Annotated in this window: 26 protein-coding genes, 1 tRNA gene and 2 pseudogenes; 12 read left to right on the top strand and 17 right to left on the bottom strand. The window is 71.7% G+C overall.

Annotated elements, in window-relative coordinates:
* Positions 1-20: 20 nt before the first annotated feature.
* The 3 genes and pseudogenes from ABTX60_RS19505 to ABTX60_RS19495 all read right to left on the bottom strand — a co-directional run.
* Positions 21-406, bottom strand: a pseudogene (locus tag ABTX60_RS19505) (cobalamin-binding protein); the annotation flags it as partial.
* Between the two features lie 285 nt (positions 407-691).
* A complete protein-coding gene (locus tag ABTX60_RS19500) occupies positions 692-1,906 on the bottom strand; it encodes an acyl-CoA dehydrogenase (RefSeq protein WP_352098255.1) in 1,215 nt (404 codons plus the stop codon).
* 5 nt (positions 1,907-1,911) lie between these two features.
* On the bottom strand, positions 1,912-2,946 hold the full coding sequence (locus ABTX60_RS19495) for a phosphotransferase family protein (protein WP_352098254.1): 1,035 nt from the start codon (positions 2,944-2,946) through the stop codon (positions 1,912-1,914).
* 199 nt (positions 2,947-3,145) lie between these two features.
* Between ABTX60_RS19495 and ABTX60_RS19490 the strand changes: the two genes are divergently transcribed.
* On the top strand, positions 3,146-4,096 hold the full coding sequence (locus tag ABTX60_RS19490) for an NADP-dependent oxidoreductase (protein WP_352098253.1): 951 nt from the start codon (positions 3,146-3,148) through the stop codon (positions 4,094-4,096).
* A gap of 45 nt (positions 4,097-4,141) precedes the next feature.
* Here ABTX60_RS19490 and ABTX60_RS19485 read toward each other — a convergent pair whose 3' ends face one another.
* The 4 genes from ABTX60_RS19485 to ABTX60_RS19470 are packed head-to-tail and all read right to left on the bottom strand — an operon-like array spanning position 4,142 to position 6,368.
* Complete coding sequence (locus ABTX60_RS19485; protein ID WP_352098252.1) at positions 4,142-4,477, bottom strand: DUF202 domain-containing protein; 336 nt, start codon at positions 4,475-4,477, stop codon at positions 4,142-4,144.
* Entirely contained in the window at positions 4,474-4,866 is a 393-nt protein-coding gene (locus ABTX60_RS19480; protein WP_104778612.1) for a YidH family protein, read from the bottom strand. The genes ABTX60_RS19485 and ABTX60_RS19480 overlap by 4 nt, the downstream gene beginning before the upstream one ends.
* A 10-nt stretch (positions 4,867-4,876) precedes the next feature.
* Positions 4,877-5,419, bottom strand: coding sequence for an NUDIX hydrolase (locus ABTX60_RS19475; protein WP_352098251.1), 543 nt, complete (start codon positions 5,417-5,419; stop codon positions 4,877-4,879).
* A gap of 43 nt (positions 5,420-5,462) precedes the next feature.
* Positions 5,463-6,368 carry a DMT family transporter gene (locus ABTX60_RS19470; RefSeq protein WP_352098250.1) on the bottom strand — a complete coding sequence of 302 codons (906 nt, stop codon included), beginning with the start codon at positions 6,366-6,368 and terminating at the stop codon, positions 5,463-5,465.
* A 366-nt stretch (positions 6,369-6,734) separates the two neighbouring features.
* On the opposite strand from ABTX60_RS19470, the gene ABTX60_RS19465 reads away from it, so the two are divergent.
* The 4 genes from ABTX60_RS19465 to ABTX60_RS19450 all read left to right on the top strand — a co-directional run bounded on the left by ABTX60_RS19465 (position 6,735) and on the right by ABTX60_RS19450 (position 10,699).
* Positions 6,735-7,685, top strand: coding sequence for a tetratricopeptide repeat protein (locus ABTX60_RS19465; protein WP_352098249.1), 951 nt, complete (start codon positions 6,735-6,737; stop codon positions 7,683-7,685).
* 34 nt (positions 7,686-7,719) lie between these two features.
* Positions 7,720-9,255 (top strand): APC family permease, encoded by a 1,536-nt coding sequence (locus ABTX60_RS19460; protein ID WP_352098248.1) that lies wholly within the window; start codon positions 7,720-7,722, stop codon positions 9,253-9,255.
* Between the two features lie 111 nt (positions 9,256-9,366).
* Positions 9,367-10,092: a molybdopterin-dependent oxidoreductase gene (locus ABTX60_RS19455; protein WP_352098304.1), complete on the top strand. Its 726-nt coding sequence runs from the start codon at positions 9,367-9,369 to the stop codon at positions 10,090-10,092.
* Positions 10,076-10,699 (top strand): cytochrome b/b6 domain-containing protein, encoded by a 624-nt coding sequence (locus tag ABTX60_RS19450; protein ID WP_352098247.1) that lies wholly within the window; start codon positions 10,076-10,078, stop codon positions 10,697-10,699. The genes ABTX60_RS19455 and ABTX60_RS19450 overlap by 17 nt, the downstream gene beginning before the upstream one ends.
* Positions 10,700-10,769: 70 nt before the next feature.
* On the opposite strand, the gene ABTX60_RS19445 is transcribed toward ABTX60_RS19450, so the two are convergent.
* The 4 genes from ABTX60_RS19445 to ABTX60_RS19430 are packed head-to-tail and all read right to left on the bottom strand — an operon-like array spanning position 10,770 to position 14,562.
* Positions 10,770-11,801, bottom strand: coding sequence for an L-idonate 5-dehydrogenase (locus ABTX60_RS19445; protein ID WP_352098246.1), 1,032 nt, complete (start codon positions 11,799-11,801; stop codon positions 10,770-10,772).
* 17 nt (positions 11,802-11,818) lie between these two features.
* Entirely contained in the window at positions 11,819-12,583 is a 765-nt protein-coding gene (locus tag ABTX60_RS19440; RefSeq protein WP_352098245.1) for an SDR family oxidoreductase, read from the bottom strand.
* Between the two features lie 10 nt (positions 12,584-12,593).
* A complete protein-coding gene (locus ABTX60_RS19435; RefSeq protein WP_352098244.1) occupies positions 12,594-13,991 on the bottom strand; it encodes a GntP family permease in 1,398 nt (465 codons plus the stop codon).
* A gap of 52 nt (positions 13,992-14,043) precedes the next feature.
* The gene (locus ABTX60_RS19430) at positions 14,044-14,562 is read right to left on the bottom strand and encodes a gluconokinase (protein ID WP_352098243.1); all 519 of its coding nucleotides are present in this window, start codon (positions 14,560-14,562) and stop codon (positions 14,044-14,046) included.
* Positions 14,563-14,700: 138 nt separating this feature from the next.
* Here ABTX60_RS19430 and ABTX60_RS19425 point away from each other — a divergent pair, with 138 nt between their 5' ends.
* Positions 14,701-15,402, top strand: coding sequence for a FadR/GntR family transcriptional regulator (locus tag ABTX60_RS19425; RefSeq protein WP_352098242.1), 702 nt, complete (start codon positions 14,701-14,703; stop codon positions 15,400-15,402).
* 45 nt (positions 15,403-15,447) lie between these two features.
* On the opposite strand, the gene ABTX60_RS19420 is transcribed toward ABTX60_RS19425, so the two are convergent.
* Together ABTX60_RS19420 and ABTX60_RS19415 are read right to left on the bottom strand one after the other, a co-directional pair.
* The gene (locus ABTX60_RS19420) at positions 15,448-15,822 is read right to left on the bottom strand and encodes a YchJ family protein (protein WP_352098241.1); all 375 of its coding nucleotides are present in this window, start codon (positions 15,820-15,822) and stop codon (positions 15,448-15,450) included.
* Positions 15,823-15,885: 63 nt separating this feature from the next.
* Positions 15,886-15,970, bottom strand: a tRNA-Leu gene (locus ABTX60_RS19415).
* Between the two features lie 196 nt (positions 15,971-16,166).
* On the opposite strand from ABTX60_RS19415, the gene ABTX60_RS19410 reads away from it, so the two are divergent.
* The 3 genes from ABTX60_RS19410 (at position 16,167) to ABTX60_RS19400 (ending at position 18,875) form a co-directional block, all read left to right on the top strand.
* On the top strand, positions 16,167-17,492 hold the full coding sequence (locus ABTX60_RS19410) for a M20/M25/M40 family metallo-hydrolase (protein ID WP_352098240.1): 1,326 nt from the start codon (positions 16,167-16,169) through the stop codon (positions 17,490-17,492).
* Between the two features lie 148 nt (positions 17,493-17,640).
* Positions 17,641-17,874: a chaplin ChpH gene (gene chpH / locus ABTX60_RS19405; protein WP_030608446.1), complete on the top strand. Its 234-nt coding sequence runs from the start codon at positions 17,641-17,643 to the stop codon at positions 17,872-17,874.
* 131 nt (positions 17,875-18,005) lie between these two features.
* Positions 18,006-18,875: a chaplin gene (locus tag ABTX60_RS19400; protein WP_352098239.1), complete on the top strand. Its 870-nt coding sequence runs from the start codon at positions 18,006-18,008 to the stop codon at positions 18,873-18,875.
* 79 nt (positions 18,876-18,954) lie between these two features.
* On the opposite strand, the gene ABTX60_RS19395 is transcribed toward ABTX60_RS19400, so the two are convergent.
* Positions 18,955-19,143: a DUF5703 family protein gene (locus tag ABTX60_RS19395; protein ID WP_030244084.1), complete on the bottom strand. Its 189-nt coding sequence runs from the start codon at positions 19,141-19,143 to the stop codon at positions 18,955-18,957.
* Between the two features lie 47 nt (positions 19,144-19,190).
* Between ABTX60_RS19395 and ABTX60_RS19390 the strand changes: the two genes are divergently transcribed.
* Positions 19,191-19,892 (top strand): hypothetical protein, encoded by a 702-nt coding sequence (locus tag ABTX60_RS19390; RefSeq protein WP_352098238.1) that lies wholly within the window; start codon positions 19,191-19,193, stop codon positions 19,890-19,892.
* 52 nt (positions 19,893-19,944) lie between these two features.
* Here ABTX60_RS19390 and ABTX60_RS19385 read toward each other — a convergent pair whose 3' ends face one another.
* The 3 genes and pseudogenes from ABTX60_RS19385 to ABTX60_RS19375 form a co-directional block, all read right to left on the bottom strand.
* Positions 19,945-22,296 (bottom strand): helix-hairpin-helix domain-containing protein, encoded by a 2,352-nt coding sequence (locus ABTX60_RS19385; protein WP_352098237.1) that lies wholly within the window; start codon positions 22,294-22,296, stop codon positions 19,945-19,947.
* The gene (locus ABTX60_RS19380; RefSeq protein WP_352098236.1) at positions 22,293-23,279 is read right to left on the bottom strand and encodes an aldo/keto reductase; all 987 of its coding nucleotides are present in this window, start codon (positions 23,277-23,279) and stop codon (positions 22,293-22,295) included. The genes ABTX60_RS19385 and ABTX60_RS19380 overlap by 4 nt, the downstream gene beginning before the upstream one ends.
* Positions 23,280-23,390: 111 nt before the next feature.
* Positions 23,391-24,488: pseudogene (locus ABTX60_RS19375) on the bottom strand (pectate lyase family protein); the annotation flags it as partial.
* Positions 24,489-24,697: 209 nt separating this feature from the next.
* On the opposite strand from ABTX60_RS19375, the gene ABTX60_RS19370 reads away from it, so the two are divergent.
* Both ABTX60_RS19370 and ABTX60_RS19365 read left to right on the top strand, forming a co-directional pair.
* Positions 24,698-25,753: an LLM class F420-dependent oxidoreductase gene (locus tag ABTX60_RS19370; protein ID WP_352098235.1), complete on the top strand. Its 1,056-nt coding sequence runs from the start codon at positions 24,698-24,700 to the stop codon at positions 25,751-25,753.
* Positions 25,754-26,030: 277 nt separating this feature from the next.
* Complete coding sequence (locus ABTX60_RS19365; protein ID WP_352098234.1) at positions 26,031-26,819, top strand: ferritin-like domain-containing protein; 789 nt, start codon at positions 26,031-26,033, stop codon at positions 26,817-26,819.
* Position 26,820 lies beyond the last annotated feature (1 nt).

Here is a 26,820-nt window from a genome sequence, read left to right as displayed (position 1 = left end):
GTTCGTCCAGCGTCTCGGGGTCAGGGGCGGGGGATGAGCGCGCCGCGCCCGGCGTCGAGCAGCCGGCAGGCGCGGGGGAAGTCGTGCAGCTGCTCCCGGAGCAGGTCCAGGCACGGCAGCAGCGAGCGCGCCGGGACGCCGCGGGCGGTGAGCACCTCGGCGGTCCAGACGAGGAAGCCGCTGAAGACCTCGTCGGCGTCCACGTACAGGGCGGCCGTCAGGAAGCCCACGATGTGGGCGATGTCCTCGGCGGTGGCTCACGCTGCTCGTCGCTGTAGTCCCGCATCGCGGGGAGGCGCTCTTCGAGAGACCGGAAGGTGTCGCGCACCAGGCGGGTGGAGGACCGCGCGACCAGCGTGTACTCCTGGTCGCGCAGATGCGGCAGATCGTCGGTCGCCTGGTGGACGGGCCCTACGCGTGACCCACACCTCACTCTGCGAAGACGAAACGAGGACTGTCTCGGTGCACAGTCCCGAAGTCCGGGTGTGTGCTGCAACCACCGGACTTGCCCGGAGTGCGACGCAGAGCGAGTCGGGAGCGGGAAACCCCGCGAAACGTCCTCCCTACCCAGACGGACGTTCACGAGACCGTGCGATGTTTCACACCCCACCCACAACTCCGGCCCGGGCCCTTCCGCCCGTGAGGAGCGAGCGGAGCGGTGGGGGCGATAACCCCCACCGCCCATGGCACGTCACATGTATCGCTTCAGCTCCCGGCGCGCCAGCGACCGCTGGTGCACCTCGTCCGGCCCGTCCGCGATCATCAGCGTCCGCGCCCCCGCGTACAGCTCCGCCAGCGGGAAGTCCTGACTCACGCCGCCGGCGCCGTGCAACTGGATCGCCCGGTCGAGGATGTCCACCACGGCCCGGGGTGTGGCGATCTTGATCGACTGGATCTCGGTGTGCGCACCGCGATTGCCCACCGTGTCCATCAGCCACGCGGTCTTCAGCACCAGCAGCCGCAGCTGCTCCACCGTCACGCGCGCGTCCGCGATCCAGTTGTGCACCACGCCCTGCTGGGCGAGCGCCTTCCCGAACGCGGTGCGGGACACGGCCCTCCGGCACATCAGCTCGATCGCCCGCTCCGCCATGCCGATCAGCCGCATGCAGTGGTGGATCCGCCCCGGGCCGAGTCGGGCCTGCGCGATGGCGAAACCGCCGCCCTCCTCGCCGACCAGGTTCGAGACCGGCACGCGCGCGTGGTCGAAGATCACCTCGGCGTGACCGCCGTGGTAGTGGTCCTCGTACCCGAACACCTGCATGGCCCGCTTGATGGTGACACCAGGGGTGTCGCGCGGCACCAGCACCATCGACTGCTGGCGGCGGATGTCCTCCCCGTCCGGGTCGGTCTTGCCCATCACGATGAAGATCTTGCAGTCGGGGTGCATCGCCCCGGAGATGTACCACTTGCGGCCGGTGATGACGTACTCGTCGCCGTCGCGCTCGATGTGCGTGGTGATGTTGGTGGCGTCCGAGGAGGCCACGTCCGGCTCGGTCATCGCGAACGCCGAGCGGATCTCGCCGGCCAGCAGCGGCTCCAGCCACTGCTTGCGCTGCTGCTCGTCGCCGAACTGGGTGAGCACCTCCATGTTCCCGGTGTCGGGCGCCGCGCAGTTCGTCACGGTCGGCGCCAGCTGCGGGGAGCGGCCCATGATCTCGGCGAGCGGCGCGTACTGGAGGTTGGTGAGCCCCGCCCCGTACTCGGAGTCCGGCAGGAAGAGGTTCCACAGACCCTGCCTGCGGGCCTCGGCCTTGAGCTCCTCGACCACGGGGACGGTCTCCCACGGCGAGGCGAGCCGCTCGCGCTGCTCGTGCGCGACGGCCTCGGCCGGGTAGACGTGCTCGTCCATGAAGGAGAGGAGCTTGGCGCGCAGCTCTTCGGTGCGCGCGTCGAAAGCGAAGTCCATGTGGATCAGCCCTCCTGGAGGCCTTCGTGGAGCGTGGTCAGTCCGTGCCGGACGAAGACGGGGACGAGGTCGCCGATGCGGTCGAAGCCGCGGCCGACCGTCTGGCCCAGCGTGTAGCGGTAGTGGATGCCCTCGAGGATCACGGCGAGCTTGAACCAGGCGAACGCCGTGTACCAGGACACCGCGGAGACGTCGCGCCCCGAGCGCGCGGCGTACCGCTCGATGAGCTCCGACGGTGCCGGATGCCCGGGAGCCTCGGCGGTGGTGGAGACCGGGGAGTCGGGCATGGCCAGCGGCATGCTGTACATGACCAGCAGGCCGAGGTCGGTGAGCGGGTCGCCCAGCGTCGACATCTCCCAGTCGAGGATGGCCTTGATCCGGTCGTCCTCGCCGATGAGGACGTTGTCGAGCCGGTAGTCCCCGTGCACGACGGCCGGGGCGGGGGAGCGGGGCAGCTCGCGCCCGAGGGCGGCGTGCAGCTCGTCGATGCCGTCGAGGTCGCGGTTGCGGGAGGCGTCCAGCTGCTTGCCCCAGCGCCGCAGCTGCCGGTCCAGGAACCCCTCGGGCCGGCCGAAGTCCGCCAGGCCCACCTCGCCCGGGTCGACCGCGTGCAGCTCCACCAGCGTGTCGACCAGGTTCAGCACCGCGCCCCGGGTCCGCTCCGGCCCGAGCGGGGCGAGCTGGTCGGCGGTGCGGTACGGGGTGCCGTCGACGAACTCCATGACGTAGAAGGGCGACCCGAGCACCTCCTCGTCCTCGCACAGCAGCACCGGCCGAGGAACCGGCACGGCGGTCGGGTGCAGCGCGCTGATCACCCGGTGCTCGCGCTTCATGTCGTGCGCGGTGGCCAGGACATGGCCGAGCGGGGGCCGTCTCACGACCCAGCGGGACGCGCCGTCGGAGACCGCGTAGGTGAGGTTGGAGCGTCCGCCCTCGATCAGCCGGCCGGACAGCGGGCCGTTCACCAGGCCGGGCCGCTCGCGGTCGAGCAGTTCGCGCAACCGTTCGAGATCCAGTCCGGGCGGATGGTCGGGGCTCATGCGTCGCTCCTACGGGCAGGTGGACAGTTCCCGACTCATGATGCCGACCGGTCGGTATGTCGTCCAGAGCGGGACCGAAACGTGATCGGAGCCACGATAGGCCGACGGCGCCTCCCGTGCGGTGGCCGGGTAGGTTTCGGCCGGTTCGTTCAGGTCATCCGGCTTGCGCGCCGCCCGGCGAGCCCGGAAGGTCAAAGCCATGAAGGCCATCAGCTACTCACGGTACGGCGGTCCCGAGGTGCTGGCGTTCGGGGAGGTTCGCGACCCGAAGGTCGGCCCCGACGCGGTGCTGGTCAAGGTGCGGGCGGCGGCGGTGAACCCCGTCGACTGGAAGGCCCGCGAGGGATATCTCGACGGGATCCTCGCCCCCGTCTTCCCGGTGGTGCCCGGTTGGGACGTCTCCGGCGTCGTCGTGCGGCCGGGTGTGGCCGTCTCGGAATTCGGCGTCGGGGACGAGGTCATCGGGTACGTGCGCGAGGACTTCCTGTCGCGCGGAACCTTCGCCGAGTACGTGGCCGCACCCCTGCGCACCCTCGCGCGCAAGCCGCGCAACCTCTCCTTCGCGGAGGCGGCCGGGCTGCCGCTGGTCGGGCTCACCGCCTACCAGATGCTGGTCAAGGTGCTCCAGGTGAAGCGGGGCGAGACCGTGCTGGTGCATGCCGCGGCCGGCGGCGTCGGCTCGATCGCCGTCCAGCTCGGGGTGCACCTCGGCGCCCGGGTGATCGGTACGGCGAGCGAGTCCAACCACGACTTCGTGCGGGGCCTGGGCGGGGAGCCGGTGGCGTACGGCGAGGTACTGGGCGAGCGGGTGCGCGGACTGGCCCCGGAGGGCGTGGACGCGGTGCTGGACACCGTCGGCGGAGACGCTCTGAAGGTGTCGGCGAACCTGCTGGCGCCCGAGGGCCGCCTGGCATCGATCGCCGACAACGACGTCGTGGCCTACGGCGGCCGCTACTACTTCGTCCGCCCCGACGCCCAGGACCTCCAGCGTCTGGCCGACCTGGCGGAGCAGGGCGTGGTCAGCGTGCATGTCGACGAGACGTTTCCCCTGGAGCGGGCCGCCGACGCGCACCGGCTGAACCAGGAGGGCCGCACCCGCGGCAAGATCGTCGTGACGGTGGACTGGGAGAGCGAGGGCGAGGACGGCTGAGTGGCGGACCCGCCTCAGAGGACCGGGGCGACCGAGTGACCCGCCTCAGAGGACGAGGGCCGCCCCGCACCCCGCCATCGCCACCGTGCACAGCACGGCGGCCGCCGCGTGCCGGGGGGCGAACGCCGCGGGGCTCGTGGCGGTCGCGAGGGTCTGGATGCGCCGATGGGCGATGCTCAGGAAGCCCAGCCAGAGCACACAGCACAGGGCGCACCCGACGATCCCGGCCGCAGAGGCCCCGCCGTGCAGCACCGTCTTCACCGCCAGCACGGCGACGACCGTGCCCGACAGTGTCGTGCGCCGCCAGGCGAGCCGGGTCCGCTCGGGCTGCAGGCCGGGATCGCGGTCGGGGTCCCGCTGCCGGGCGGCCGGCCCGCTCACCCCTCCCACCCCACCAGCACCACCACGACCATGGCGACGGCCACGACGGCGACGACGAGGCTCAGCAGCGCCGGGAACCGGGACACCGGCAGGTCCTCACCGCGGCGCATGGCCCGCTCGCAGCGCACCCAGTGGTTGACCGCCCGCAGGGAGCACAGCACGCCCGCGGCCAGCAGCGCGAGCGCGAGCCCGACCCGCCAGCCCCAGCGCAGGTCCGGCAGGAACTGGTCCACGGCGAAACCGCCGCCGATCAGCGCGAGCGCGGTGCGCAGCCAGGCGAGGAAGGTGCGTTCGTTCGCCAGCGAGAACCGGTAGTCGGGCGTCTCGCCGTCCTCCCTGACTTCCGCGGGCGCGAACCACAACCGGACGTTCCGTACGAACTCGATCACGTGCGCGACCCTACCCGGCAGTCGCGTCCGGCCCTCTTGAGCCGGCCGTCCGCAGCGCCTTGAGCCGCTCGTACGCCGCCAGCCCGTCCGGCACCCATTCCCAGTCCGCCAGGCGCCGCTCGACCTCGGCCTCGGACAGGAAGTCGTGCCAGGCCACCTCCTCGGTCTGCGGCCGTACGGGGAGCTCGCAGCGGACCTCGTAGACCGCCGACCACCAGGTCCGGCCGGAGCCGTTGTCGTACAGGAACGTGAAGAGGTGCCGCGGCTGCGGCAGGCCGGTCACGCCGAGTTCCTCCTCGGCCTCGCGCAGGGCCGCGGTGTCGTAGGACTCGCCGGCACCGACGACCCCGCCGACGAACATGTCGTGGAGGGAGGGGAAGACCAGCTTGGCCGGGGTGCGCCGGTGCACGAAGATCCGGCCCTCGGCGTCCCGGGCCAGGACGAAGACGCAACGGTGACGCAGACCCAGGGCGTAGGCCTCGCCGCGCGGGGACTGCCCGATGACCCGGTCGTTCTCGTCGACGATGTCGAGGATCTCGTCAGCAGCGCTCATGCCCTCATCCAAGCAGGGCACGGCCCCCCCGGGGGAGGGGCGGTCAGGGTGAGGCCGGGCTCACCGCGGGAACGTTCACCCGGGCCCGTTCCGGGGCGCCGTGCGGCATCGCCGGGTGCATGCCCAGCAGCACGATCCCTGCGACGACGGCCAGCAGACCGCCGGCCTCCCAGCTCAGTGCCACCGCGTCGGTGCGCAGCCGGTCGCCCAGGAAGCCGACGCCGCAGACGATCCCGGCGAGCGGCTGGGCCGCGGTCAGGGCGGGCAGCGACTTGCGCAGGGACGCGGTCTCGAACGCGCTCTGCACGAGGACCAGCCCCGTGACCCCGAGCGCGAGCACCGCGTACGGCTCCCAGCCGGTGAGCAGCTCGGCGAAGCCGCCGTCGGAGACCTTCTGCCCGCTGACCCTGGTCAGCGCGTCCTGCACGCCGTACAGCAGCCCGGCGGCCAGGGCCAGCAGCACCGGGCCCGAGCTCAGCCGGGACCGCTTGCCCCGGGTCGTGAGCAGCAGGGCGAGCCCGATCATGATCCCGATGATCAGCCACTGCCGCACCGGACCGGCCGTCGCGGCGCCGCCCTCCGGCCGGCCCGCCACGATGAACGCGGTCACGCCGCCGGCCAGCAGCAAGAGGCCCGCCCAGCCCTGGCGGCCCAGCGGCTGCCGGCTCTGCCTGCGGGAGAGCGCCAGCGCGAAGAGCAGGTTCGTCGCCAGCAGCGGCTCCACCAGTGACAGCTCGCCCTGCCCCAGCGCGGCGGCGCCCAGGCCCATGCCGACCACCATCAGCGCGATGCCGCCGAGCCAGCGGGGCACCTTCACGAGGTCCAGCAGCAGCCGGAAGGAGAGGAAATCGCTGAGCGGGGCCCGCTGGGCCGCGTTCTGCTGGAGGACGAAGCCGAAGCCGAGACAGCAGGCGGCACCCAGGGCGAGCGCCAGGACTAGAACCGACACGCGGTGTACCTCGATCGTCAGGTCGGGTTCACGGTTGCGTAGGGGCCGACTGTACCGGCCGGCTCCACCCGGCGCGCCCGTACGTCATGCCATCGTCGGGGGCGGCGACAGCCCGCGCTATGACGTACGTCACAAAGGACTTAACGGGAAAAACGGATGCGCGTCACACGTGCCCCTTGGACCTCCTGGGTCACAAAACGCTCACGAGTAGCGGCAGTTGACGCGTGTAACGCCCTGTCGGCCCTTGACGGCGACCGTTGGCTGGGGGTTTGCTGTGCGTGATCAGCCCATGGCGATGCGCGCATACGCGCTCCTTCTGCCGCCGTGAGCCGAAACACCAGAAGAGCGCGTGAGGAAGTTCCCGCGGTGTCCCCACCCCCGCCTCCCCTCGGCCGTGGCCGCAGACGTGCGGCGCAGGCCTTCGACGAGGCCCTCGACGACGCCGATCTCGTGGCCGCGCGCGCCGCACTGGCACAGGGCCGCTGGCAGAACGCCCGTTCCCTGCTGGTGCACACCGGGGACGAGTGGGACCGGCGCGCCCACCGCGTCACCGTCCTCGCCCGCGAGTCCTCCTGCGCCGCGTGGGCACGGGAGTGGCTGCTCGCCGAGCCCGAGTCCGCCGACGCCTCCGTGCTCCTCGCCCTCGCCCAGGTCCGGCGCGCGCTGCACGGCAAGACCAAACCCGACAGCGCCCGTGAGGCGTGCCGGACCGCCGCGGCCCGAGCCCCCGGCGACCCCACCCCCTGGCTGGGCCTGCTCATGCTGGAGTGCGCGGTCGGCAGCGACGAGGACGCCGTCCGCAGCTTCGAGGCGGTCCGCGGCCGGTACACCGACCACCACCACGCCCACCACCTGATGGTGGCCCGGCTCGCCACCCGCCGCACCGAGGCCGGCCCGGACCCGCTGCACGAGGTCTACGACTTCGCCAACTGGGCCGCCGAACAGGCACCCGCCGACTCCCCGCTCGCGATCCTGCCGGTCATCGCGCACGCCGAGCGCTACCGGGCGCTGGCCGCCGCCGGGCACGAACCCGCCGACCCGGCCGCCTCCGGCCACTGGACGGGCCGCCGCGCCCGGCAGGTCATGAAGGCCGCCTTCGACTGGTGGCTGGAGTGGGAGCTGGAGGGGCACCCGCGGCGGCTGATCGACCTGAACTTCCTCGCCCACGCCAAGTTCTGCGAGGGGCGGGGGGCCGAGGCCGCCGCCCTCTTCCACCGGATCGGCCGGCACGCCACACCGGCTCCCTGGTCGTACCCGGACCGCGACCCGCACACCGCTTTCGCCGCCGCCCGCGCCGCCGCGCTCGGCACGGCCTGACATCCCCGACCCGAAGAGTGAGGACGCTGCCCCGATGACCACGGACAGTTCGGCCACGAACACCTCCGCCCCCGGCGGCATCAGTACGTTCAAGGGGCAGGAGCGCGCCCTGCGGGCCGACCGGCTCGGCACCGGGGGACTGCTGCTCTCCGTCCTCGCGGCGACCGCCCCGCTCATGGTCGTCGCGGGTGTCATGCCCACCACATTCGCGGTCATGGGCATCGTCGGCCAGCCGCTGCTCTTCGTCCTCCTCGGCGTCGTCCTGATCCTGTTCAGCGTCGGCTACGCCGAGATGAGCCGCCACGTCCACAACGCGGGCGCCTTCTACGCCTACATCCGCCGGGGCCTCGGCGCCACCGCCGGCGCGAGCGCCGCCCTGGTTGCCCTCGTCGCCTACAACGCGCTCCAGGTCGGCATCTACGGCATCTTCGGCTTCGAGGTCTCCGGGCTCCTCGCCACCTACGCCGACCTGCAGATCGCCTGGTGGATACCGGCACTGGTGGCCGCGCTCGCCGTCGGACTGCTGGGCTGGCTCAAGATCGACGTCAATGCCCGCGTGCTCGGTGTGCTGCTGGTCATCGAGGTGCTCCTGGTCGTCGTCTTCGACGTGGCCGCCCTGGCCGACCCCGGAAAGGAGGGACTGTCGCTGCACGCCTTCAACCCCGACACCCTCACCGGCGCCGGGGTCGGCACCGCGTTGTGTTTCTGCATCGCCGCGTTCCTCGGCTTCGAACAGGCCCCGGTCTACGCCGAGGAGACCAGCCGCCCGCACGTCCTGGTGCCCCGCGTGATGTTCCTCGCCGTCGGCGGTGTCGCCGTCTTCTTCGCCCTCAGCAGCTGGGCCCTCACCGTCGCCACCGGCCCCGCCGCCATCGTCGGCACGGCGCAGAAGCAGAGCGCCGGGCTGCTGTTCTTCCTCACCGAGTCCCGCCTCGGCGGCACCTTCACGGACGTGCTGCACGTCCTGTTCGTCACCGGCATGTTCGCCGCGCTGCTCAGCTTCCACAACGTCGTCGCCCGCTACGCCTTCGCCATGGGCCGCGAGGGCCTGCTGCCCGCCGCCTTCGGCCGCACCAGCGGCAGCAGCGGCGCCCCGGGCACCGGCTCGCTGCTCCAGACCGCCGTGGCCGTGGTGGTCGTGGCCGCCTTCGCGATCGCCGACGACAAGCCGGTCGGCGACCCGACCGCGCCCGTCCTGCAGCTGTTCACCTGGTTCGGCAACGTCGGCGCCCTCGGCGTGATCGTGCTGATGGCCGCGGCGTCCCTGTCGGTCGTCGTCTTCTTCGTCCGCCGCGGCGCCGCCGGCGCCCAGGCCTGGCGGCTGGTCACGTCCGGGCTGGCGGGCATCGCCCTGCTGGTGATCGCCGGCTACACGGTGAAGGACTTCGAGGTGCTGGTCGGTGCCGGCCCCGACTCCTCGCTGAGCTGGGTGCTCCCGGGCATCATCGGCCTGGCCGCGCTCGCCGGCGTGATCCTCGGCCTGGTGCTGCGCGCCCGCGCCCCCGAGAAGCACGCCCGGATCGGCCTCGGCAACGAGGCGTTCCAGCTGGACAAGGCGGCCTCCTCCTGAGGCGGCCCCCGTAAGAACTGGTTACGGAAGTCTGACGCGCACCCGCGAGCCCTGTCGTACCGGGGCCGCGGGTGTTCGAATGAGTACGTGAACGAGGACGTACCCAAGGGTGTGAGCGACGAACACCCCGAAGAGCGGGGCACCCCGATCGGCCGCCGCGTCTTCCTCGGCACCCTCGCCCTGGGAGCCGCCGGCGTGGTCGCGGCGCCACCGCTGCAACGCGGCCTGGAGGGCTTCCTCGGCGGCGCGGCCGACAACGACCCCACCGGACTGACCGGCCTGCTCCCGAACGGCGGCGGCTTCCGCTACTACTCGGTCGCCTCGTCCGTCCCGCGCAAGAACGCCGGCGACTACCGCCTCACCGTGGACGGCCTGGTCGACCACCCGACGACCTACACCCTGGACGATCTCAGGGCCCTGCCCCAGACCCGCATGGTCCGCGACGTCCAGTGCGTCACGGGCTGGCGCGTCCCCGACACCCCCTTCGAGGGCGTACGCCTCTCCCGGCTCCTGGACGCCGCCCGGGTACGCCCCACGGCCAAGGCCCTCCGCTTCACCTGCTTCGACGGCACGTACACCGAGAGCCTCACACTCGGCCAGGCCCGCCGCGCGGACGTCCTGGTCGCCCTGCGCATGCAGGACAAGAACCTCGGCCACTCCCACGGCGGCCCGGTCCGCCTCTACGTGGCGCCCATGTACTTCTACAAGTCCGCCAAGTGGCTCTCCGGCATCACCGTCACCGACGAGGTCCGGCCCGGCTACTGGGAGGAGCGCGGCTACGACGTCGACGCCTGGGTGGGCCGCTCGAACGGACGCGACGATGACCCTACGAGCTGACACGCCCCGGGCCACGGCCCGCGTGCGCCGCTTCACCCCGCTGCAGCGCTGGATCCACCGCATCACCGCCGCGCTGATGGGCGTATGTGTCGTCACGGCGGCCTGCCTCTACATCCCCCAGCTCGCCGAACTCGTCGGCCGCCGCGCCCTGGTCGTGACCCTGCACCAGTGGTCGGGCCTCGCCCTGCCCGTCCCCGTTCTGGCCGGCCTCGCCTCCCGGGTCTTCCGCGCCGACCTCGGCCGCCTCAACCGCTTCGGCCCGCACGACCGCACCTGGCTGCGCGCCGCCCTGCACCGCGACAAACGCCCCGCGTCCCGCCCCGCCGCCAAGTTCAACGCCGGCCAGAAGCTCTACGCCTCCTGGATCGCCGGCGCAACGCTGGTCATGCTCGTCACGGGCCTGATGATGTGGTTCACCCACCTCACCCCCCTGCTCTGGCGCACCAGCGCCACCTTCGTCCACGACTGGCTGGCCCTCACCCTCGGCATCGTCCTGGCCGGCCACATCGGCATGGCGTTGGCCGACCCGGAGTCCAGACGGGGCATGCGCACGGGCCAGGTGAGCAGAGAGTGGGCGTCCCGAGAGCATTCTCTGTGGCGCGAGTAGGGGTCTCAGGGGTGCGGGGAACTGCGCGAACAACCACAACACACCCGCAGCCGCCCCGCGACGAGAAGCCCTACGGCGCGGAGGCGAACTCCAACAGCACCTTGCACGACCGACTCCGGTCAGCGGCCAGCGCGAACGCCGACTCCGCCTCCTCCACGGGAACCACCGCACTGATCAGCCCGTCGAACGCCGCCTCCCCGGCCAGCAGGGCCAACGCGTCGTCGAACTCCCCGTCGAAACGGAACGCCCCCCGCAGCTCGATCTCCCGGCTCACCACCAGGTTCCCGGCGAACGGACTGTGCCCCGCCGGCAACATCCCCAGCTGCACCACCACCCCACCCCGGCGCACCCGCCGCAGACACGTGTCCAACCCCGCGGCCACCCCGGAGGCCTCGACGGCCACATCGACCTCGCCGGGCCATCCACGGTCGTCGGGATCATCAGCTCTGACGACCGTCCCCGCCCCGGCGATCCGCCCGTACTCCAACGCCTCGGGCAGCAGATCCGACACCGTGACGTGCGCGGCCCCGGCCGCCTTCGCCGCCGCGACCACCAGACACCCGATGGGCCCTGCGCCCGTCACCAGCACATGCCGCCCCGCCACCTCCCCGGCTCGCCGCACCGCGTGCACAGCGACCGCCAAGGGCTCGGCCAGCGCCGCCCGCCGCACCTGCAGCCCGTCGGGCAGCGCCCGCACCTGCCCGGACGGCACGACCACCCGATCCGCGAAACCCCCCTGCACGTGCGGAAACCGCGCCGCACTCCCGAGATACCGGGTGTCCCGGCAGACGTTGCGCCGCCCGGCCCCGCACTCCGGGCACACCCCGCACGGAGTGGCCGGATGCACGGCGACGGCGGTTCCCGGAGCGGGACCCGCGGCACCGGGGCCGTACTCCACCACCGTCCCCACGACCTCGTGCCCGAGCACCATCGGCTCCCGCAGCCGGAAGTCACCGACCCCGCCGTGCCGCCAGTAGTGCAGATCTGACCCGCACACCCCGCCGTACCGCACGGCGATCAGCGCCTGCCCCGGCCCGGGCTCCGGCACCGGCAGCTCCGCCACCCGCAGATCGCCCTGACCGTGGATCACGCAACCCAGCATCGAAGCCTCCCGGCAGGTCACAGCACGCTCGTCATACCGCCGTCGACATACAGCACCTGTCCGCTGACGAAGTCCGCCGCGGGAGAGGCGAGGAACAGCACCCCGCCCACCAGGTCCTGCGTACGCCCCCAGCGCCCGGCGGGGGTGCGCCGCCGCACCCAGGCGCTGAACTCCTCGTCCTCCACCAGCGGCCGGGTCAGCTCGGTCTCGATGTAGCCCGGGCCCAGGCCGTTGACCTGCACCCCGGACGGCCCCCAGTCCGCGCACATGCCCTTGGTGAGCATCTTCAGCGCGCCCTTGGTGGCGGCGTACGGGGCGATCCCGGGCCGCACCACCTCGCTCTGCAACGAGCAGATGTTGATGATCTTCCCGTGGCCGCGTTCCGTCATCCGGCGCGCCGCCTCACGGCCGACCAGGAAGGCACTGGTCAGGTTGGTGTCCAGGATCCGGTGCCAGTCGGACTCGCCGAACTCCAGCAGCGGGGCGCGCAGTTGCATGCCCGCGTTGTTGACGAGGATGTCGAGCGGGCCCACCCGCTCCTCGACCTCGGCGACCCCCGAGGCCACCGATGATCCGTCGGTCACGTCGAACGCGGCCGTGTGCACCCGGTCGCCGGGCAGCCCGTCGGCGGCCTCGGCGAGCCGGTCCTCGTCGCGTCCGTTCAGCACGACCGTGCAGCCGGCCTCCGCCAGACCGCGCGCGAGGGCGAGTCCGATGCCCCGGCTGGAGCCGGTGACCAGGGCCGTACGGCCGCCGATGTCGAAGAGGGGGTGAGCCGTCATCGCCGCACTCCTAGATCACGAGGGACAACAGCAGGACCAGGCCGCCGGCGACCACCGAGATGATCGTCTCCATGACGGACCAGGTCTTGATGTTCTGGCCGACGCTCAGCCCGAAGTACTCCTTCACCATCCAGAACCCGGCGTCGTTGACGTGGCTGAAGAAGAGCGAGCCGGCGCCGATGGCGAGGACGAGCAGGGCCGCGTGCGTGGTCGACATGTCGGCCGCGAGCGGGGCGACCAGACCGGCCGCCGAGACCGTCGCCACGGTCGCCGACCCCGTCGCGAGGCGGATCACCACCGCGATGAGCCAGGCCAGCAGGAGCGCGGGGATGGCCCAGTCCTTGGAGATGTCCAGGACCATCCGGCCCACACCGGTGTCGATCAGTGTCTGCTTGAAGCCGCCGCCGGCGCCGACGATCAGCAGGATGCCCGCGATCGGCATGAGGCTCTTCTCGACGAGCGGAGAAAGCCGCTCCTTGGAGAACCCGGCGGGCCGCAGCAGTGTGAAGATGCCGACCAGCACCGAGGCGAGCAGGGCGATCATGGGAGCGCCGATGACGTCGAAGACGCGCTGCACCGGGTTCTCGGGGTCGTCCACCACGATGTCGACCAGCGCCTTGGCGAGCATGAGGATCACCGGGAGCAGCACGGTGAAGAGCGTGGCACCGAAGCCGGGACGCTTGTCCAGCTCCTCGGAGGGGCGCTGCGGGATCATCTTCTCGGGGGCCGGGACGTCGACCCAGCGGGCGGCGTACTTCGAGAACACCGGGCCGGCGATGATCACGGTCGGTATGGCGACCAGGACGCCGAGCGCCAGCGTCACACCGAGGTCGGCCCCTACGGCGTCGATCGCGACCAGCGGACCGGGGTGCGGCGGCACCAGGCCGTGCATCACGGACAGGCCCGCGAGCGCCGGGATGCCGATGCGCATCAGCGAATAGTTGCCGCGCTTGGCGACCATCAGCACGACGGGGATCAGCAGCACGATGCCGACCTCGAAGAACAGCGGCAGTCCGATCACGGAGGCGATCAGCACCATCGCCCACGGCATCGACCGCCCGCCGGCCTTCTCCAGGATGGTGTCGACGATCTGGTCGGCGCCTCCGGAGTCGGCGAGCATCTTGCCGAGGATCGCCCCGAGGGCGATCAGCACGCCGACGCCGGCGACCGTGGTGCCGAGGCCGGTGCTGAAGCTGGTGAGCACCTTGTCCAGCGGCGCCCCGGCGATCGCGCCGAGCGCCAGCGACCCGAGGGTCAGGGACAGGAAGGCGTGCAGCTTGAATTTGGTGATGAGCAGGACGATGACGGCGATGCCCGCCAGGACGGCGATGCCCAGCTGAGCGTGGCCGGCCGAGGTGATCGGCTCGGGTGCGTCCGCTGCCAGCATCTCGACGCTGAGTCTGGTCACGGGGTGGGTTCCCTTGCGTTGGGGGAGTTGGGGAGGGAAAGGCCGCCAGGGGCTACTGGACGGGTTCGGGGATGTCCTCCAGGGCGAGCGCCGCCCGCCGGGTGATCTCCTCCGGACTGCCCGAGACGCTCACCTCGACCCCCGCCTCGTCCGCTTCCAGGGGCTGGAGCGTGGCGAACTGGGAGTCGAGCAGCGCCGTGGGCATGAAGTGCCCCTGCCGGTGTGACATCCGGTCCTCGATCAGCGCGCGGTCACCGGCGAGGTGCACGAAGACCACGCCGGGCGCGGCGGCCCGCAGCCGGTCGCGGTACGACCGCTTCAGCGCCGAGCAGCTGACCACTCCGCCGAGCCCGGCCCGGCCGTGCGCCCACGCGCCGATGGCGTCGAGCCACGGCAGGCGGTCCTCGTCGGTGAGCGGGGTACCGGCCGACATCTTGGCGATGTTGGCCTGCGGGTGGAAGTCGTCGCCCTCGGCGTAGGGAACGCCGATCCGGGCCGCGAGCAGGGGACCGATGGTGGTCTTGCCGGTGCCCGCTACGCCCATGACCACGACGACGTGGGGGGTGTTCATCGCTGCCTCACTGTCTGCTGTCCGAGGTCGACACGTGATGTCGACGCAACTGAAACCCATTAGGTACGACGAATTCAAGAGCTCGTCATCAATAAGTCTGACTTTTTGTCTCCGTGATCTACCCCGTACGCTGAGTGCATGACCACACCGGGCCGGGGGCTGCACGGCCATGTACTGGACACCCTCGGCCCCGAGATCACGGCGGGTGAGTACCCGCCGGGCAGCGTCCTGCGCACCGACGAGCTCGCCCAGCGTTTCGACGTGTCGCGCTCCGTGATGCGCGAGGCGGTCCGCGTGCTGGAGTCCATGTACCTGGTCGAGAGCCGCCGCCGCGTCGGCGTCACGGTCCGCCCGAAGTCCGAGTGGAACGTCTACGACCCGCAGGTCATCCGCTGGCGCCTGGCCGGTGCGGACCGCCCCCGGCAGCTGCGGTCCCTCACCGTGCTGCGCTCGGCGATCGAACCGGTCGCGGCCGGCCTCGCCGCCCGCCACGCCACGTCCGAGCAGTGCGCCGAACTCACCGAGTGCGCCCTCGGCATGGTCGCCCACTCACGCGGTCACAAGCTGGAGGGGTACCTCCTGCACGACGTCGCCTTCCACCGCGTCGTCCTGGAGGCTTCCGGCAACGAGATGTTCGCCCGCCTCGGCGACGTCGTGGCCGAGGTCCTGACCGGCCGCACCCAGCACGACGTGATGTTCGAGGACCCCGACCCGGCCGCCGTCACCCTGCACGTCCAGGTCGCCGAGGCGGTCCGTTCGGGCGACGCGGCCCGTGCGGAGCAGCTGACCCGCGAAATCGCGGTCGGCGCCCTCCAGGAACTCGACATCCTGGCGCCGTAGCCCCCGCTGGGCGTCGCGGGGCAGGCGGGACTGTGCGGACACGGCCTACGCCGGAAACTCCCCGTCGACGTACACCCAGGCCCCGTCGACCCGCTCGAACCGGCTCCGCTCGTGCAGCGACCCGCCCCGGTACGACGCCCGGAACTCCACGATCCCGGCGGTGTGGAACGCCGAGCCGCCGCTCGCCCCCAGGATCTCCAGCCCGGTCCACCGCATCCCCGGATCCAGCTCCAGCGTCCCGGGCCGCGTCCGCGGATGCCAGGTCCGCAGCAGGTACGCCGCGTCCCCCTTCACGAAGGCGCAGTACCGCGACCGCATCAGGGCCTCGGCGGTCGGCGCCGCGGCGGCCCCGGAGTGGAACCGGCCGCAGCAGGCCTCGTAGGCCTCGGGCAGCCCGCACGGGCAGGAACGCCTGGTCATGGTCACCTTTCCGGGGAAACGCCTGAGGGCCGTGACCTCGCGGTCACGGCCCTCAGCCTCAAGTGTCCGAGGGGGGACTTGAACCCCCACGCCCGATAAAGGGCACTAGCACCTCAAGCTAGCGCGTCTGCCATTCCGCCACCCGGACAAGGTGTCTGTCGCGTGGGTTCTCCCCGCGGCGACGACGTAAACATTACCAGGCTTTCCAGGGTGGCCGATCACCCCCCGTCCGTACCCCGGCGCGGCGTGAACGGCGTGTGACGGGCCGGGAGCGCCCTTGGGCCGCGGGCCGGGGAGAGGGAGGATGAGGGGGATCCACCAGCAGTGACACCGGGAGGAAGCACGTGAGCGAGACGGACACGGCCAGGAGCGTCACCGGCGAGGACGAGGTCGTGGACCTCTGCCGCGAGCTGATCCAGATCGACACCAGCAACTACGGCGACCACTCGGGTCCGGGCGAGCGGAAGGCGGCCGAGTACGTCGCCGAGAAGCTCGCCGAGGTCGGGCTCGAACCGCAGATCTTCGAGTCCCACCCGGGCCGGGCCTCCACGGTGGCCCGAATCGAGGGCGAGGACCCTTCACGGCCCGCGCTCCTCATCCACGGCCACACCGACGTCGTACCGGCCAACGCCGACGACTGGACCCACCACCCCTTCTCCGGCGAGGTCGCCGACGGCTGCGTGTGGGGCCGCGGGGCCGTCGACATGAAGGACATGGACGCGATGACCCTGGCGGTCGTCCGCGACCGGCTGCGCAGCGGGCGCAAGCCCCCGCGCGACATCGTCCTCGCGTTCCTCGCCGACGAGGAGGCGGGCGGCACCTACGGCGCCAAGCACCTCGTGCGCAAGCACCCCGAACTCTTCGAGGGCGTCACCGAGGCGATCAGCGAGGTGGGCGGGTTCTCCTTCACCGTCAGCGAGCAGCGGCGGCTCTACATGATCCAGACGGCCGAGAAGGGCATGCACTGGATGAAGCTCACCGTGGCCGGCACCGCCGGACACGGATCGATGATCCACCGGGACAACGCGATCACCGAACTGTCGGAGGCCGTCGCGCGGCTCGGGCGTCACAAGTTCCCGGTGCGGGTCACCAAGACCACCCGGGCCTTCCTCGACGAGCTCGGTGACGCGCTCGGCACCGAACTCGACCCGGAGGACATGGAGTCGACCCTCGCCAGGCTCGGCGGCATCGCCAAGTTCATCGGCGCGACCCTGAGCAACACGGCCAACCCGACGCAGCTCGGTGCCGGCTACAAGGTCAACGTCATCCCGGGCGAGGCGACCGCCCACGTCGACGGACGGTTCCTGCCCGGCCACGAGGAGGAGTTCCTCGCCGACCTCGACCGCATCCTCGGCCCGAACGTGCGCCGCGAGGACGTCCACGCCGACAAGGCCGTGGAGACCACGTTCGACGGGGCGCTCGTGGGCGCGATGCAGTCCGCGCTGCTGGCCGAGGACCCGACCGCCAAGGCGATCCCCTACATGCTCTCGGGCGGGACGGACGCCAAGTCCTTCGACGACCTGGGCATCCGGGGCTTCGGCTTCGTGCCGCTGAAGCTGCCGCCGGAGCTGGACTTCGCCGGCATGTTCCACGGCGTGGACGAGCGGGTGCCGGTGGAGGGCCTGCAGTTCGGCGTGCGGGTGCTCGACCGCTTCATCGACCTGGCCTGAACCCCCCCGCGAAACGCCGGTATTCGGTCGCGCGTACGGAACCGACTGGGAAGAGTGAATGCGACCATAAGCTCGTAGCCTCATTACTCCCTCCTCGTTACAGGTAATGCGATCGCAAGATGGGTCGCTTTGCCAACTAGGAGGAATAATGATCAAGAAGGTCGTCGCTGCTGCGGCTGCCACCGGTGGGCTGGTTCTCGCGGGCGCGGGCCTGGCCGTCGCCGACTCGGGTGCTCAGGGTGCCGCCGTGCACTCCCCGGGCGTCCTGTCCGGCAACGTTGTCCAGGTGCCCGTTCACGTCCCGGTGAACGTCTGCGGCAACACGGTCTCCGTGATCGGGCTGCTGAACCCCGCCTTCGGCAACACCTGCATCAACAAGTGATGCTTTCCCCTCGCTGAGGGGAGTTCAAAGCCATCGGTCCCGGAGCGCATGCCATGCGCTCCGGGACCGAACGCTTCTTTCAAAGAATTCGAGAAGAATTCGAGACAGGGTCGAAGGCAGGTATTCAGTAAATGCGACAGGTCACCCGCAAGGGTCTGATGACCGTGGCGGCCGCGACCGGCGTGATCGCCGCCGCGGGCGGCTCCGCGCACGCCGACGCGGGCGCCCAGGGCTCGGCGTCGGGCTCGCCCGGTGTGCTCTCCGGAAACTCGGTGCAGGCGCCGGTGTACGCGCCGATCAACGTGTGCGGGAACACCGTCAACGTCGTCGGTCTGCTCAACCCGTCGGTGGGCAACTCGTGCGCCAACAAGGGCGGTGGAAAGTCGCCGGGCGGCCACGGCGGCCACGGTGGTTCCCACGCGAGCGGGCACGCCACCGACTCGCCCGGTGTGGGTTCGGGCAACCATGTCCAGGCGCCGGTCCATGTGCCGGTGAACGTCTGCGGCAACAGTGTCGACGTCATCGGCGTCGCCAACCCCAGCATGGGCAACGACTGCTCGAACGGTGGCGGCGGCCACGAAACCCCGGGCCGGCCGGGAAACCCCGGCAATCCGGGCAACCCCGGTAACCCCGGTAACCCTGGTAACCCTGGTAACCCTGGTAACCCTGGTAACCCTGGTAACCCGGGTGAGCCCGGTAATCCCGGGGACCCCGGCAACCCTGGTAACCCGGGTGAGCCCGGTACTCCTGGGAACCCCGGCAACCCGGGTGAGCCCGGTCACCCTGGCACTCCGGGCACCCCGCCCTCCACCGGCGGCGAGACCCCGGGAGGCTCCTCGCACGGCGAGAAGCCGGGCGGCCGGTTCGTCACCCAGCCCCACGGCGAGTCCCAGCTCGCCAGCACCGGCAGCGACCTGCCGCTCGGCCTGGTCCTGCCGGCCGGCGCGGGCGCGCTGCTCGCGGGCGCGGTCCTCTACCGCAAGGCGCGCGCCTCGGCCTGACACCCCCGCAAACGGAACGGGCCCCGCACACGGCGGGGCCCGTTCCGTCATGTGCCTTCTTCCCGTGCCCCGTCCTCGCTCACCACGTGGCCCGCACCTGGCGGATGATCCGCCGGCGCAACCGCACCCTGCGGCTTCCGTCGCGCAGCAGGCTCAGACGGTACAACTCCCAGTGTCCGTACTCCGCGTGGTCGGTCAGCAGACGTGCCGTCTCCTTGCGGGAGACCCCGCGCGGCACGTACACGTCGACAAATTCGTATTCCGGCATCGCATCTATTGTGCGGGCTGGGCCCCGGTACGGATAGCGTCTGCACTATGTCTGATGCTGCGCAGCCCACCGCTGCCGAGGTACGCGCCGCCGCCGAGGCGGTCAAGACCGCGCTCGACCGCCACCTGGCCGCGGTCGAACGCAGGTCGGGGGAGGACGACCCGGCCGTGTTCGAGGCGTTCAACCAGCTGGCCGCGGCCGCAGAGGTGTACGACGAACTGCTCTACGACCGCTACGACGAGGTCACGCCCTTCGAGATCCCCGGTGCGGAGGACACGCTGCCCCCGTACACGGGCCCCGAGGAACCCAACGCGCTGAGCGTACTGATCCGTCGTGACTACGCCGTCTCCGAACCGCAGCGCCTGCTGGCCCAGGCAGAGCGGATCGAGGCCGCGGAGGGCGATGACGGCTCCCCGGCCTCCGGGACGGTGCACGGCGCGCTGGGGCTGCTGTTCGGCGAGTTCGAGCCCGACGAGATCGCCTCCCGGCACAAGGAGTTCGGGCTGGAGGAGGGCGACTCCACGCTCTGGGTGACGGCGGCGGACGAAGCGGCCGATCCCGGCGAGTGGCTGGAGGCGCCCTTCGAGCAGGTCGACCCGCAGCAGGTGGTCTGCCGCTTCGACGTCAGCGCCGTCTTCGACGACGAGATCGACGACGATGACGAGGACGGCGACGCTCTGGAGGACGAGCTCGGCGGCGACCTGGACGAGGACGAGGACCTGGAGCCGCTGGACGCGGACCGCCGCTGAGCGCACACGCACCGGGGTGGTGGTCAGGGGCCCGGGCCCCTGACCACCCCCGTCACGCGCCGCTGACCTGTGGCGCCAGCAGCACCGGAAGCCGGGTCGTGCGCGGCTTCGCCGGAACCTCCGCCACGGCACGGGGCAGCGCCTGCTCCACCCCGTGCACCACGGACAGATGCCGGTCGGCCCGCCCGAACGCCGTGTACACCCACGGCCGGCTGAGCGCCTGCGCCGCATCGCCGGGCAGCACCACGACCACCGCGGGCCACCGGCTCCCCACGGCCTGGTGCGCGGTCAGCGCCCACCCGTGCCGCACCGACTGCTCCACCCGCTCCTTCGGGACGACGACACTCTCGCCCCCGCAGGACAGATGCAGCCCCTCGGCGTCCGCCGTCACCACCCGGCCCGGCAGCGCCCGCCCCGGCACGGGGGAGTGGACGATCCGGTCACCGGGGTCGAAGCCGCCGAAGCGGCCCGGGCCCGGATTGAGCCGCTCCTTCAGCGCGGCGTTGAGCACCCGCGTCCCGACGGCCCCGCCGTGCCCGGGGGTGATCACCTGGGTCTCCTCCGCCGGCACACCGATCGCCCGCGGCACCGAGTCCACGACGAGCTGTACCGCCCGGTGCACGGCCTCGCCGGCATCCCGCACCGGCACGATCACGAGCTCCTTGCCGGGAGCCTCGACCTTGTTCAGCTCGCCGATGCCGACACCGGAGACCAGCTCGCCCAGCGGCCCGGGATCCGGTCGTCGCGAGGCCACCTGGGGGCAGATCCGCGCCGCGAGCAGGTCCGCGAACACCCGGCCCGGGCCCACGGACCACAGCACCGCCGGGTCACCCGCCAGGACCAGCCGTGCCCCGTCCGGCATCGACTCGGTCAGCAGAGCCGCCGTCTCGACATCCAGCTGAGGCGCGTCGAGCACGACGAGCAGATCGAGATCGAGGGCCCCGTCCGCGTCCCGGCCGGGCCCTTCGTGACCGGCGAGCAGTCCGGAGACGGTGGCGACGGGGAGGCCGGTGCTCGAGGGGGCGTCGGCCGCTTCGCCCGCCGGCCCGTCGGCCCTCCGCAGCAGAGCCGCGAAACGGTCGCGGCCGATCGGGCCGTGCGCGGCCGCCCAGGCCCGCAGTCCGAGCGACCGCGCGGCGTTCAGCAGGGCCGCGGGCTCGGCCAGGGACGCCTCCCCGCCGGTGTGCAGCACCAGGCCCTGACCGGCCACCGCGCGGATCAGCTCCGCGGTGGAGCCCTGGGCCCCGGCGGCGGCACGCTCCCAGTCCGCGGTCGAACCGTCCTGCGTGGGCGCCGAGTTGACCAGCCGGGCCAGGCCGTCGGCCAGGCTCTCCTCCGCCAGCGCGTACCGCTCCAGCCCGACCAGGACGCGGACCGGACGCTCCTCGTCCTCCGCGGCGTCCTCGTCGGTCCGGGTGGGAGTACCGGCCTCCTCCTCCAGGGTGTCCTGGAAGACCAGGGCATCGCCCTCCGCGATGGCGCCCTGCACGGCGGCGTCGGGTTCCGGCACACCCCGCTGGGCCAGGGCCGCGAGGAGCGCGGGCATCTCCAGGGCGGTGTGCCCGGCCAGCGCCGCCTGCTCCAGGAGCCAGCCGGTGAGGGCCCGGCCGCGCCGCTCGTCGTCCGGGCCGCACTTGGCGCCGAGCAGCGCCCGTGCGAAACCGTCGGCCTGCTCGGCACGCACACCGGCGATCCGCAGCAACTGCCAGGGGTCGGCGCGCAGTTGTCCGTCCGCACCCTCGCCGAGAGCCGTGGCGACCTGCGGTGCGAGCGCCTCCGGCGCACCGCCTTCGACGAGCACCTGCCGGACGGCCTGAACCGCCTCCGGCGCGGGAGCCGCCGACGCGGCGACGGGCTCGGGAGCCACCGGCTGCGGCCGCCGTTCCGGCTCGGGGGCGGGGCGCCGGGGGGCGGGCGGGGGTTCCTCGAACACCGTGGCCACCGGCTTCTCGCCGCTCTCGACGGCTCGTACGGCCGCGAGCAGATCGGCTGCCCTGCCGCTCAGCTTGGTGCCGCTCTCGATCGGAGCCTTCTTCTCGGCCTTGCGCTGCTCGATGCGCTCCCGCTCGAGCTGCTGCGCCCGAAGCTCGGCCTCCGCCTCGGACACCTGCCCGGCAGCCGCGTCACCGCTCTCCGCTTCCGACACCTGCCCGGCACCCGCAGCGTCGCTCTCGGCCTCAGGCGCCTGCCCCGCGCCCCCGTCACCGCTCCCGGTGCCGGCCCCGGCGCCCGCGTCACCGCTCTCCGCCTCGGGCATCTCCCCTGCGCCCGTGCCACCGCCCTCGGTGCCGGGCGCAGGCCCGGCGTCGGTCTCTTCGTCACCGCCGGCCGCCTCGGCCGGTGTGACCTCGGCGCCCGGTGTCCCCGGCTCGGCGTTCTCCGTGGTCTCGGGCTCCGTGCTCACAGCGTGCTCCAGTCGTGATCGGGATAGCGGTGCACGGGTACCGACACATCGTCGAGCGCCCGGCAGATCTCGTCAGGAAGACTAAGGGTCTCCACTGACAATGCCGCCGTGAGCTGCTGCGCGTTGCGCGCGCCGACGATCGGGGCGGCCACGCCGGGCCGGTCGCGCACCCACGCCAGGGCCACCTGGAGCGGCGTCACCGCCAGCCCGTCGGCGGCGGTCGCCACGGCGTCCACGATGCGGCTCGCCGTGTCGTCGAGGTACGGCGCGACGAAGGGCGCGAGGTGGTCCGAGGCACCACGCGAGTCCGGCGGCACCGTGTCGCCCCGGTACTTGCCCGTCAGCACGCCGCGCCCGAGCGGTGAGGAGGGCAGCAGCCCGATGCCCAGGTCCAGCGCGGCCGGCAGTACCTCCCGCTCCACACCGCGCTGGAGCAGGGAGTACTCCAGCTGCGTACCGGCCAGCCGGGTCCGGGTGCCGGGCGCCGCCAGCTGCCAGGTCGCCGCCTTGGCCAGCTGCCAGCCGCAGAAGTTGGAGACGGCGGCATACCGGGCACGCCCGCTGGAGACCGCCAGGTCGAGGGCCTGGAGGGTCTCCTCCAGCGGAGTGTCCGGGTCGAAAGCGTGCACGTGCCACAGGTCGACGTGGTCCGTTCCGAGCCGGGTGAGCGAGGCGTCCAGCGCGGAGAGCAGATGACCGCGGGAGCCGTCGAAGCGGCGGTCGGGGTCCGGCACGCTGCCGGCCTTGGTGGAGATGACCAGGTCCCGGCGGGGCACCAGCCCTTCCATGAGCCTGCCGAGCAGGTACTCGGCCTCACCGTCCCCGTACACGTCCGCGGTGTCGACGAGAGTCCCGCCCGCTTCCCAGAACGTCTTCATCAGGTCCGCGGCGTCGTGCTCGTCGGTGTCCCGCCCCCAGGTCAGGGTGCCGAGCCCGATGCGGGACACACGAAGGCCGGTGCGGCCGAGATGCCTCTGCTCCATGAACGCCGAGATTACTGGCCAGAACCTACGTGTGGGTGGCCGCGGGCGACGGATTTCCCGGGGCGGCCGGTCGACTGCCCCGGCCCGGCCGCAGGCCGTCGTCCTCGGTCAGCACGTGCCGTCCGACACCTGAAGCCCCTTGTTCGCGCCCGCCGTCCGGTTCACGACGGCCGGCACGCAGCCCGCCGCGTCGAGACGGTAGGAATACGGGATCGCGACCGTGGTGGTGGACTTCGGGTCGGGACCGGCCGGATGGTTCTCGCTGCCGGGGCTGGACCAGGTCACGTTGTCGAAGACGTTGCCGCCGACCTGCCAGGAGCCGGCCTCGTCGGTGTAGAAGGTGCCGAGCACGTCCTTGGAGTCCTCGAAGTAGTTGTTGTCCACCTTGGCGCGGGCGCCGGCCCGGGAGTTGATGCCGGACTCGTTGAGACGCACGTAGTGGTTGTTGTAGAGGTGCGCGATGCCGCCGCGCAGCAACGGGGCGCGCGAGTCGATGTTCTCGTACCGGTTGTGGTGGTACGTGATGTAGCCGTTGGAGCGGTCGCTCTCGCTGTTGCCGACCAGGCCGCCCCGGCCGGAGTTGCGCAGGACGCTGTAGGACAGGGTGACGTACTGGGTGTTGTCCTTGATGTCGAACAGTCCGTCGAAGCCCTGCGACTCGCCGCCCGACGCCTCCAGGGTCGTGTGATCGATCCAGACGTTGCGGACGTCGCGTTCGATGCCGATGGCGTCTCCGCCGTTGGACGTGGGGGAGCCCGACTTCTTGACGTTCCGCACGGTCACGTTCTGGACGATGATGTTCGTCGATTCGCGGATGTGGATGCCCAGTTGGTCGAAGAGGGCGCCGCTGCCGACCCCGACGAGGGTCACGTTGCTGACCTTCTTGAGTTCGATCACGCCGTCCGCGGTGTCGCAGCCGCCTCCCGACACCTTCTTGGTGTTGGCGTGGTTGATGGTCCCGGTGACCTCGATGGTGATCGGGGTGCTCGTGCTCGCCCGGCCGCACAGCGCCTGGTGGATCGCCGTTCCCGTGGTCGCCCGGACCGTTTGGCCTCCGGCACCGCCGGTGGTCCCGCCGTTCTGGGCCGCGTAGCCGGTGACGCCGCCGGTCGCGGCCGATGCCTCGGGCATCGCCACGAGCGTGCCCGTCGCCGCCAGGGTCAGTGTGGCCAGCGCCGCCGGGAGCCCCAGGGGGAGTGTTCGCTTCATCCTTGCCTCTCCGTCCGTCGTCGGAAGATGAGTGCGGAAAGCGCTTTCCACGGTGAAGGTAGGGACTTGCTCTGGACGCGTCAATGGTCGCGAACATGATTTCTGTTCACGCATCTGGACAGCCGGCCGGCTGTGGCCGTGTACCTCCCCCGGCCCGCGCGCTAAGGTGCCCGCACAAGAACGTTACTGATCAGTAAGGGGATGTTGGCATGCAGCTCGGTATCAACCTCGGCTACTGGGGTGCCGGAATGGACGCGGACAATCTGGCCGTCGCCCAGGAAGCCGACCGGCTCGGGTACGCCGTCTGCTGGGCCGCCGAGGCCTACGGCTCCGACGCCGCCACCGTACTGAGCTGGGTCGCCGCACAGACCGAGCGCATCGACGTGGGCTCCGCCATCTTCCAGATCCCGGCCCGTCAGCCCGCGATGACGGCGATGACGGCCGCCACCCTCGACTCCCTCTCCGGCGGCCGCTTCCGCCTCGGCCTCGGCGTCTCCGGCCCGCAGGTCTCCGAGGGCTGGTACGGCGTGAAGTTCGACAAGCCGCTCGCCCGCACCCGCGAGTACGTCGAGATCGTCCGCAAGGCCATGACCCGCGAGCGGCTGTCCTACGAGGGACAGCACTGGACGCTGCCCCTGCCCGGCGGCCCGGGCAAGCCGATCAAGCTGACCGTGCACCCGCAGCGTGAGCACATCCCGCTGTACATCGCCGCGATCGGCCCGAAGAACCTCGAGCAGACCGGCGAGATCGCCGACGGCGCCCTGCTGATCTTCCCGTCCGCCGAGCACCTCGAGGACACCACGATCACGCACCTGCGCGCCGGGCGCGAGAAGGCCGGCAAGACGCTCGACGGGTTCGACGTCTGCCCGACCCTGCCGCTCGCCGTCGGCGACGACAAGGACGTGGCCGCGCTGGCCGACACCTTCCGTCCCTACACCGCGCTGTACGTCGGCGGCATGGGCAGCCCCAAGCAGAACTTCTACAACCAGCTCGCCCAGCGCATGGGCTACGAGCAGCAGGCCGCCGAGATCCAGAGCAAGTACCTCTCCGGCGACAAGCAGGGCGCCGCGGCCGCCGTGCCGCACGACCTGATCGACAAGACGACCCTGCTCGGCTCCGTCGACCGGATCGCGGACCGGATGAAGGCCTACGCCGCCGCCGGGGTCACCACCCTGTCCCTCGCACCGGCGGGCTTCACGCTCGACGAGCGGCTCGCGTCCCTCAGGGCCGGCACGGAGGCCCTGGAGCGCGCCGGACTCGCGTAGGTCCGCAGCAGGACACAGAGGGAAGTTTCAGCGGCCGTGGTGGGGGCTCGGGGGTCTTCCCCGCCACGGCCGTCACGCGGAACAACGCGCCGGGGCCGCCCGCGGTTACGGCACCGCCGCCTCTTCTCCGGCCCGGCCGTCGTGGCCCCGCGTCCTCCATTCGGCGGAGTTGTCCCTCACACCTGTTGCAGCGCCCTCCACCCCGCACTTGACTCGTTGTTCGCGGAACCCTGCGGAACGCCGCAGTACGCCCACGCGCGCGGGAGAGGTGCCCACGATGCTTTCGGCCAAGAGTCTGTTCCAGGAGATCCTCGACAATGACGAGTCCTTCGCCCTGTTCTGCTCCATCGCCGCGAGCGGCGAGTCCCAGGGCGGCTGGGAGAACGCCCGCATCGCCGCACTCGTGCCCGAGGCCGAGCGGGAACTCGCCCCCAAGATCAGCAGGCACGGCGCCGACGAGGACAAGCACGGCCGGATCTTCAACGCTCTGCTGAAGAAGCGTGGCCTCGACCCCGTCCCGGTCCCGCCCGAGACCGACTACACCATGCTCCTGGAGAAGAACGGCATCGGCCTCGCGCACGAGCAGCTGAAGCGCGACGAGCGGCTCGCGGTCCGGGACATCGTCACCTACCTCTCGCACAGCAGGGTCACCGAGCAGCGCGCCTCCGAGCAGATGGACCTGCTCCGCAAGCACTTCGCCGACCACCCGGACATCGGCCGCGCGGTCAAGCAGATCTCGGGCGACGAGGACAACCACCTCGCCTACTGCCACGAGGAGCTGCTGCGCTTCGCCTACGCGGGCCACGGCCGGGTCATCCAGCGCACCCTGCGCGAGTGCGCGCTCGCCGAGATCCGGATCTACCGTGACGTCAGCCTCGCCGTGATGGCGCACATGGGCCGCATCCTCGGCTGGTCCAAGGCCAAGTCGGCGGTGCTGGTGGCGGGGATCCACGCGATGTACGCCTATGAACGCATGGGCGGCTGGCGCCGGATGGTGTCACTGGCGCCGCCCGAGCGCCGCAACGCCCTCGGCGGCCCCGCGACCCCGGAACCCGAGTTCGCCTGAC

It is taken from the genome of Streptomyces sp. NPDC126510 (genome assembly GCF_040302345.1).
Classification (GTDB): Bacteria; Actinomycetota; Actinomycetes; order Streptomycetales; family Streptomycetaceae; genus Streptomyces.
Note: the sequence above shows the minus strand (reverse complement) of the source record. Positions and strands in the feature narration are given on the sequence as shown.

Coding starts and splice junctions, on each gene's coding strand:
- ABTX60_RS19365 (WP_352098234.1), top strand. CDS start 26,031: ATGCTTTCGGCCAAGAGTCTGTTCCAGGAGATCCTCGACAATGACGAG.
- ABTX60_RS19450 (WP_352098247.1), top strand. CDS start 10,076: ATGACCCTACGAGCTGACACGCCCCGGGCCACGGCCCGCGTGCGCCGC.
- ABTX60_RS19460 (WP_352098248.1), top strand. CDS start 7,720: ATGACCACGGACAGTTCGGCCACGAACACCTCCGCCCCCGGCGGCATC.
- ABTX60_RS19445 (WP_352098246.1), bottom strand. CDS start 11,801: ATGCTGGGTTGCGTGATCCACGGTCAGGGCGATCTGCGGGTGGCGGAG.
- ABTX60_RS19495 (WP_352098254.1), bottom strand. CDS start 2,946: ATGAGCCCCGACCATCCGCCCGGACTGGATCTCGAACGGTTGCGCGAA.
- ABTX60_RS19425 (WP_352098242.1), top strand. CDS start 14,701: ATGACCACACCGGGCCGGGGGCTGCACGGCCATGTACTGGACACCCTC.
- ABTX60_RS19500 (WP_352098255.1), bottom strand. CDS start 1,906: ATGGACTTCGCTTTCGACGCGCGCACCGAAGAGCTGCGCGCCAAGCTC.
- ABTX60_RS19475 (WP_352098251.1), bottom strand. CDS start 5,419: ATGAGCGCTGCTGACGAGATCCTCGACATCGTCGACGAGAACGACCGG.
- ABTX60_RS19390 (WP_352098238.1), top strand. CDS start 19,191: ATGTCTGATGCTGCGCAGCCCACCGCTGCCGAGGTACGCGCCGCCGCC.
- chpH (WP_030608446.1), top strand. CDS start 17,641: ATGATCAAGAAGGTCGTCGCTGCTGCGGCTGCCACCGGTGGGCTGGTT.
- ABTX60_RS19395 (WP_030244084.1), bottom strand. CDS start 19,143: ATGCCGGAATACGAATTTGTCGACGTGTACGTGCCGCGCGGGGTCTCC.
- ABTX60_RS19420 (WP_352098241.1), bottom strand. CDS start 15,822: ATGACCAGGCGTTCCTGCCCGTGCGGGCTGCCCGAGGCCTACGAGGCC.
- ABTX60_RS19400 (WP_352098239.1), top strand. CDS start 18,006: ATGCGACAGGTCACCCGCAAGGGTCTGATGACCGTGGCGGCCGCGACC.
- ABTX60_RS19370 (WP_352098235.1), top strand. CDS start 24,698: ATGCAGCTCGGTATCAACCTCGGCTACTGGGGTGCCGGAATGGACGCG.
- ABTX60_RS19490 (WP_352098253.1), top strand. CDS start 3,146: ATGAAGGCCATCAGCTACTCACGGTACGGCGGTCCCGAGGTGCTGGCG.
- ABTX60_RS19380 (WP_352098236.1), bottom strand. CDS start 23,279: ATGGAGCAGAGGCATCTCGGCCGCACCGGCCTTCGTGTGTCCCGCATC.
- ABTX60_RS19430 (WP_352098243.1), bottom strand. CDS start 14,562: ATGAACACCCCCCACGTCGTCGTGGTCATGGGCGTAGCGGGCACCGGC.
- ABTX60_RS19440 (WP_352098245.1), bottom strand. CDS start 12,583: ATGACGGCTCACCCCCTCTTCGACATCGGCGGCCGTACGGCCCTGGTC.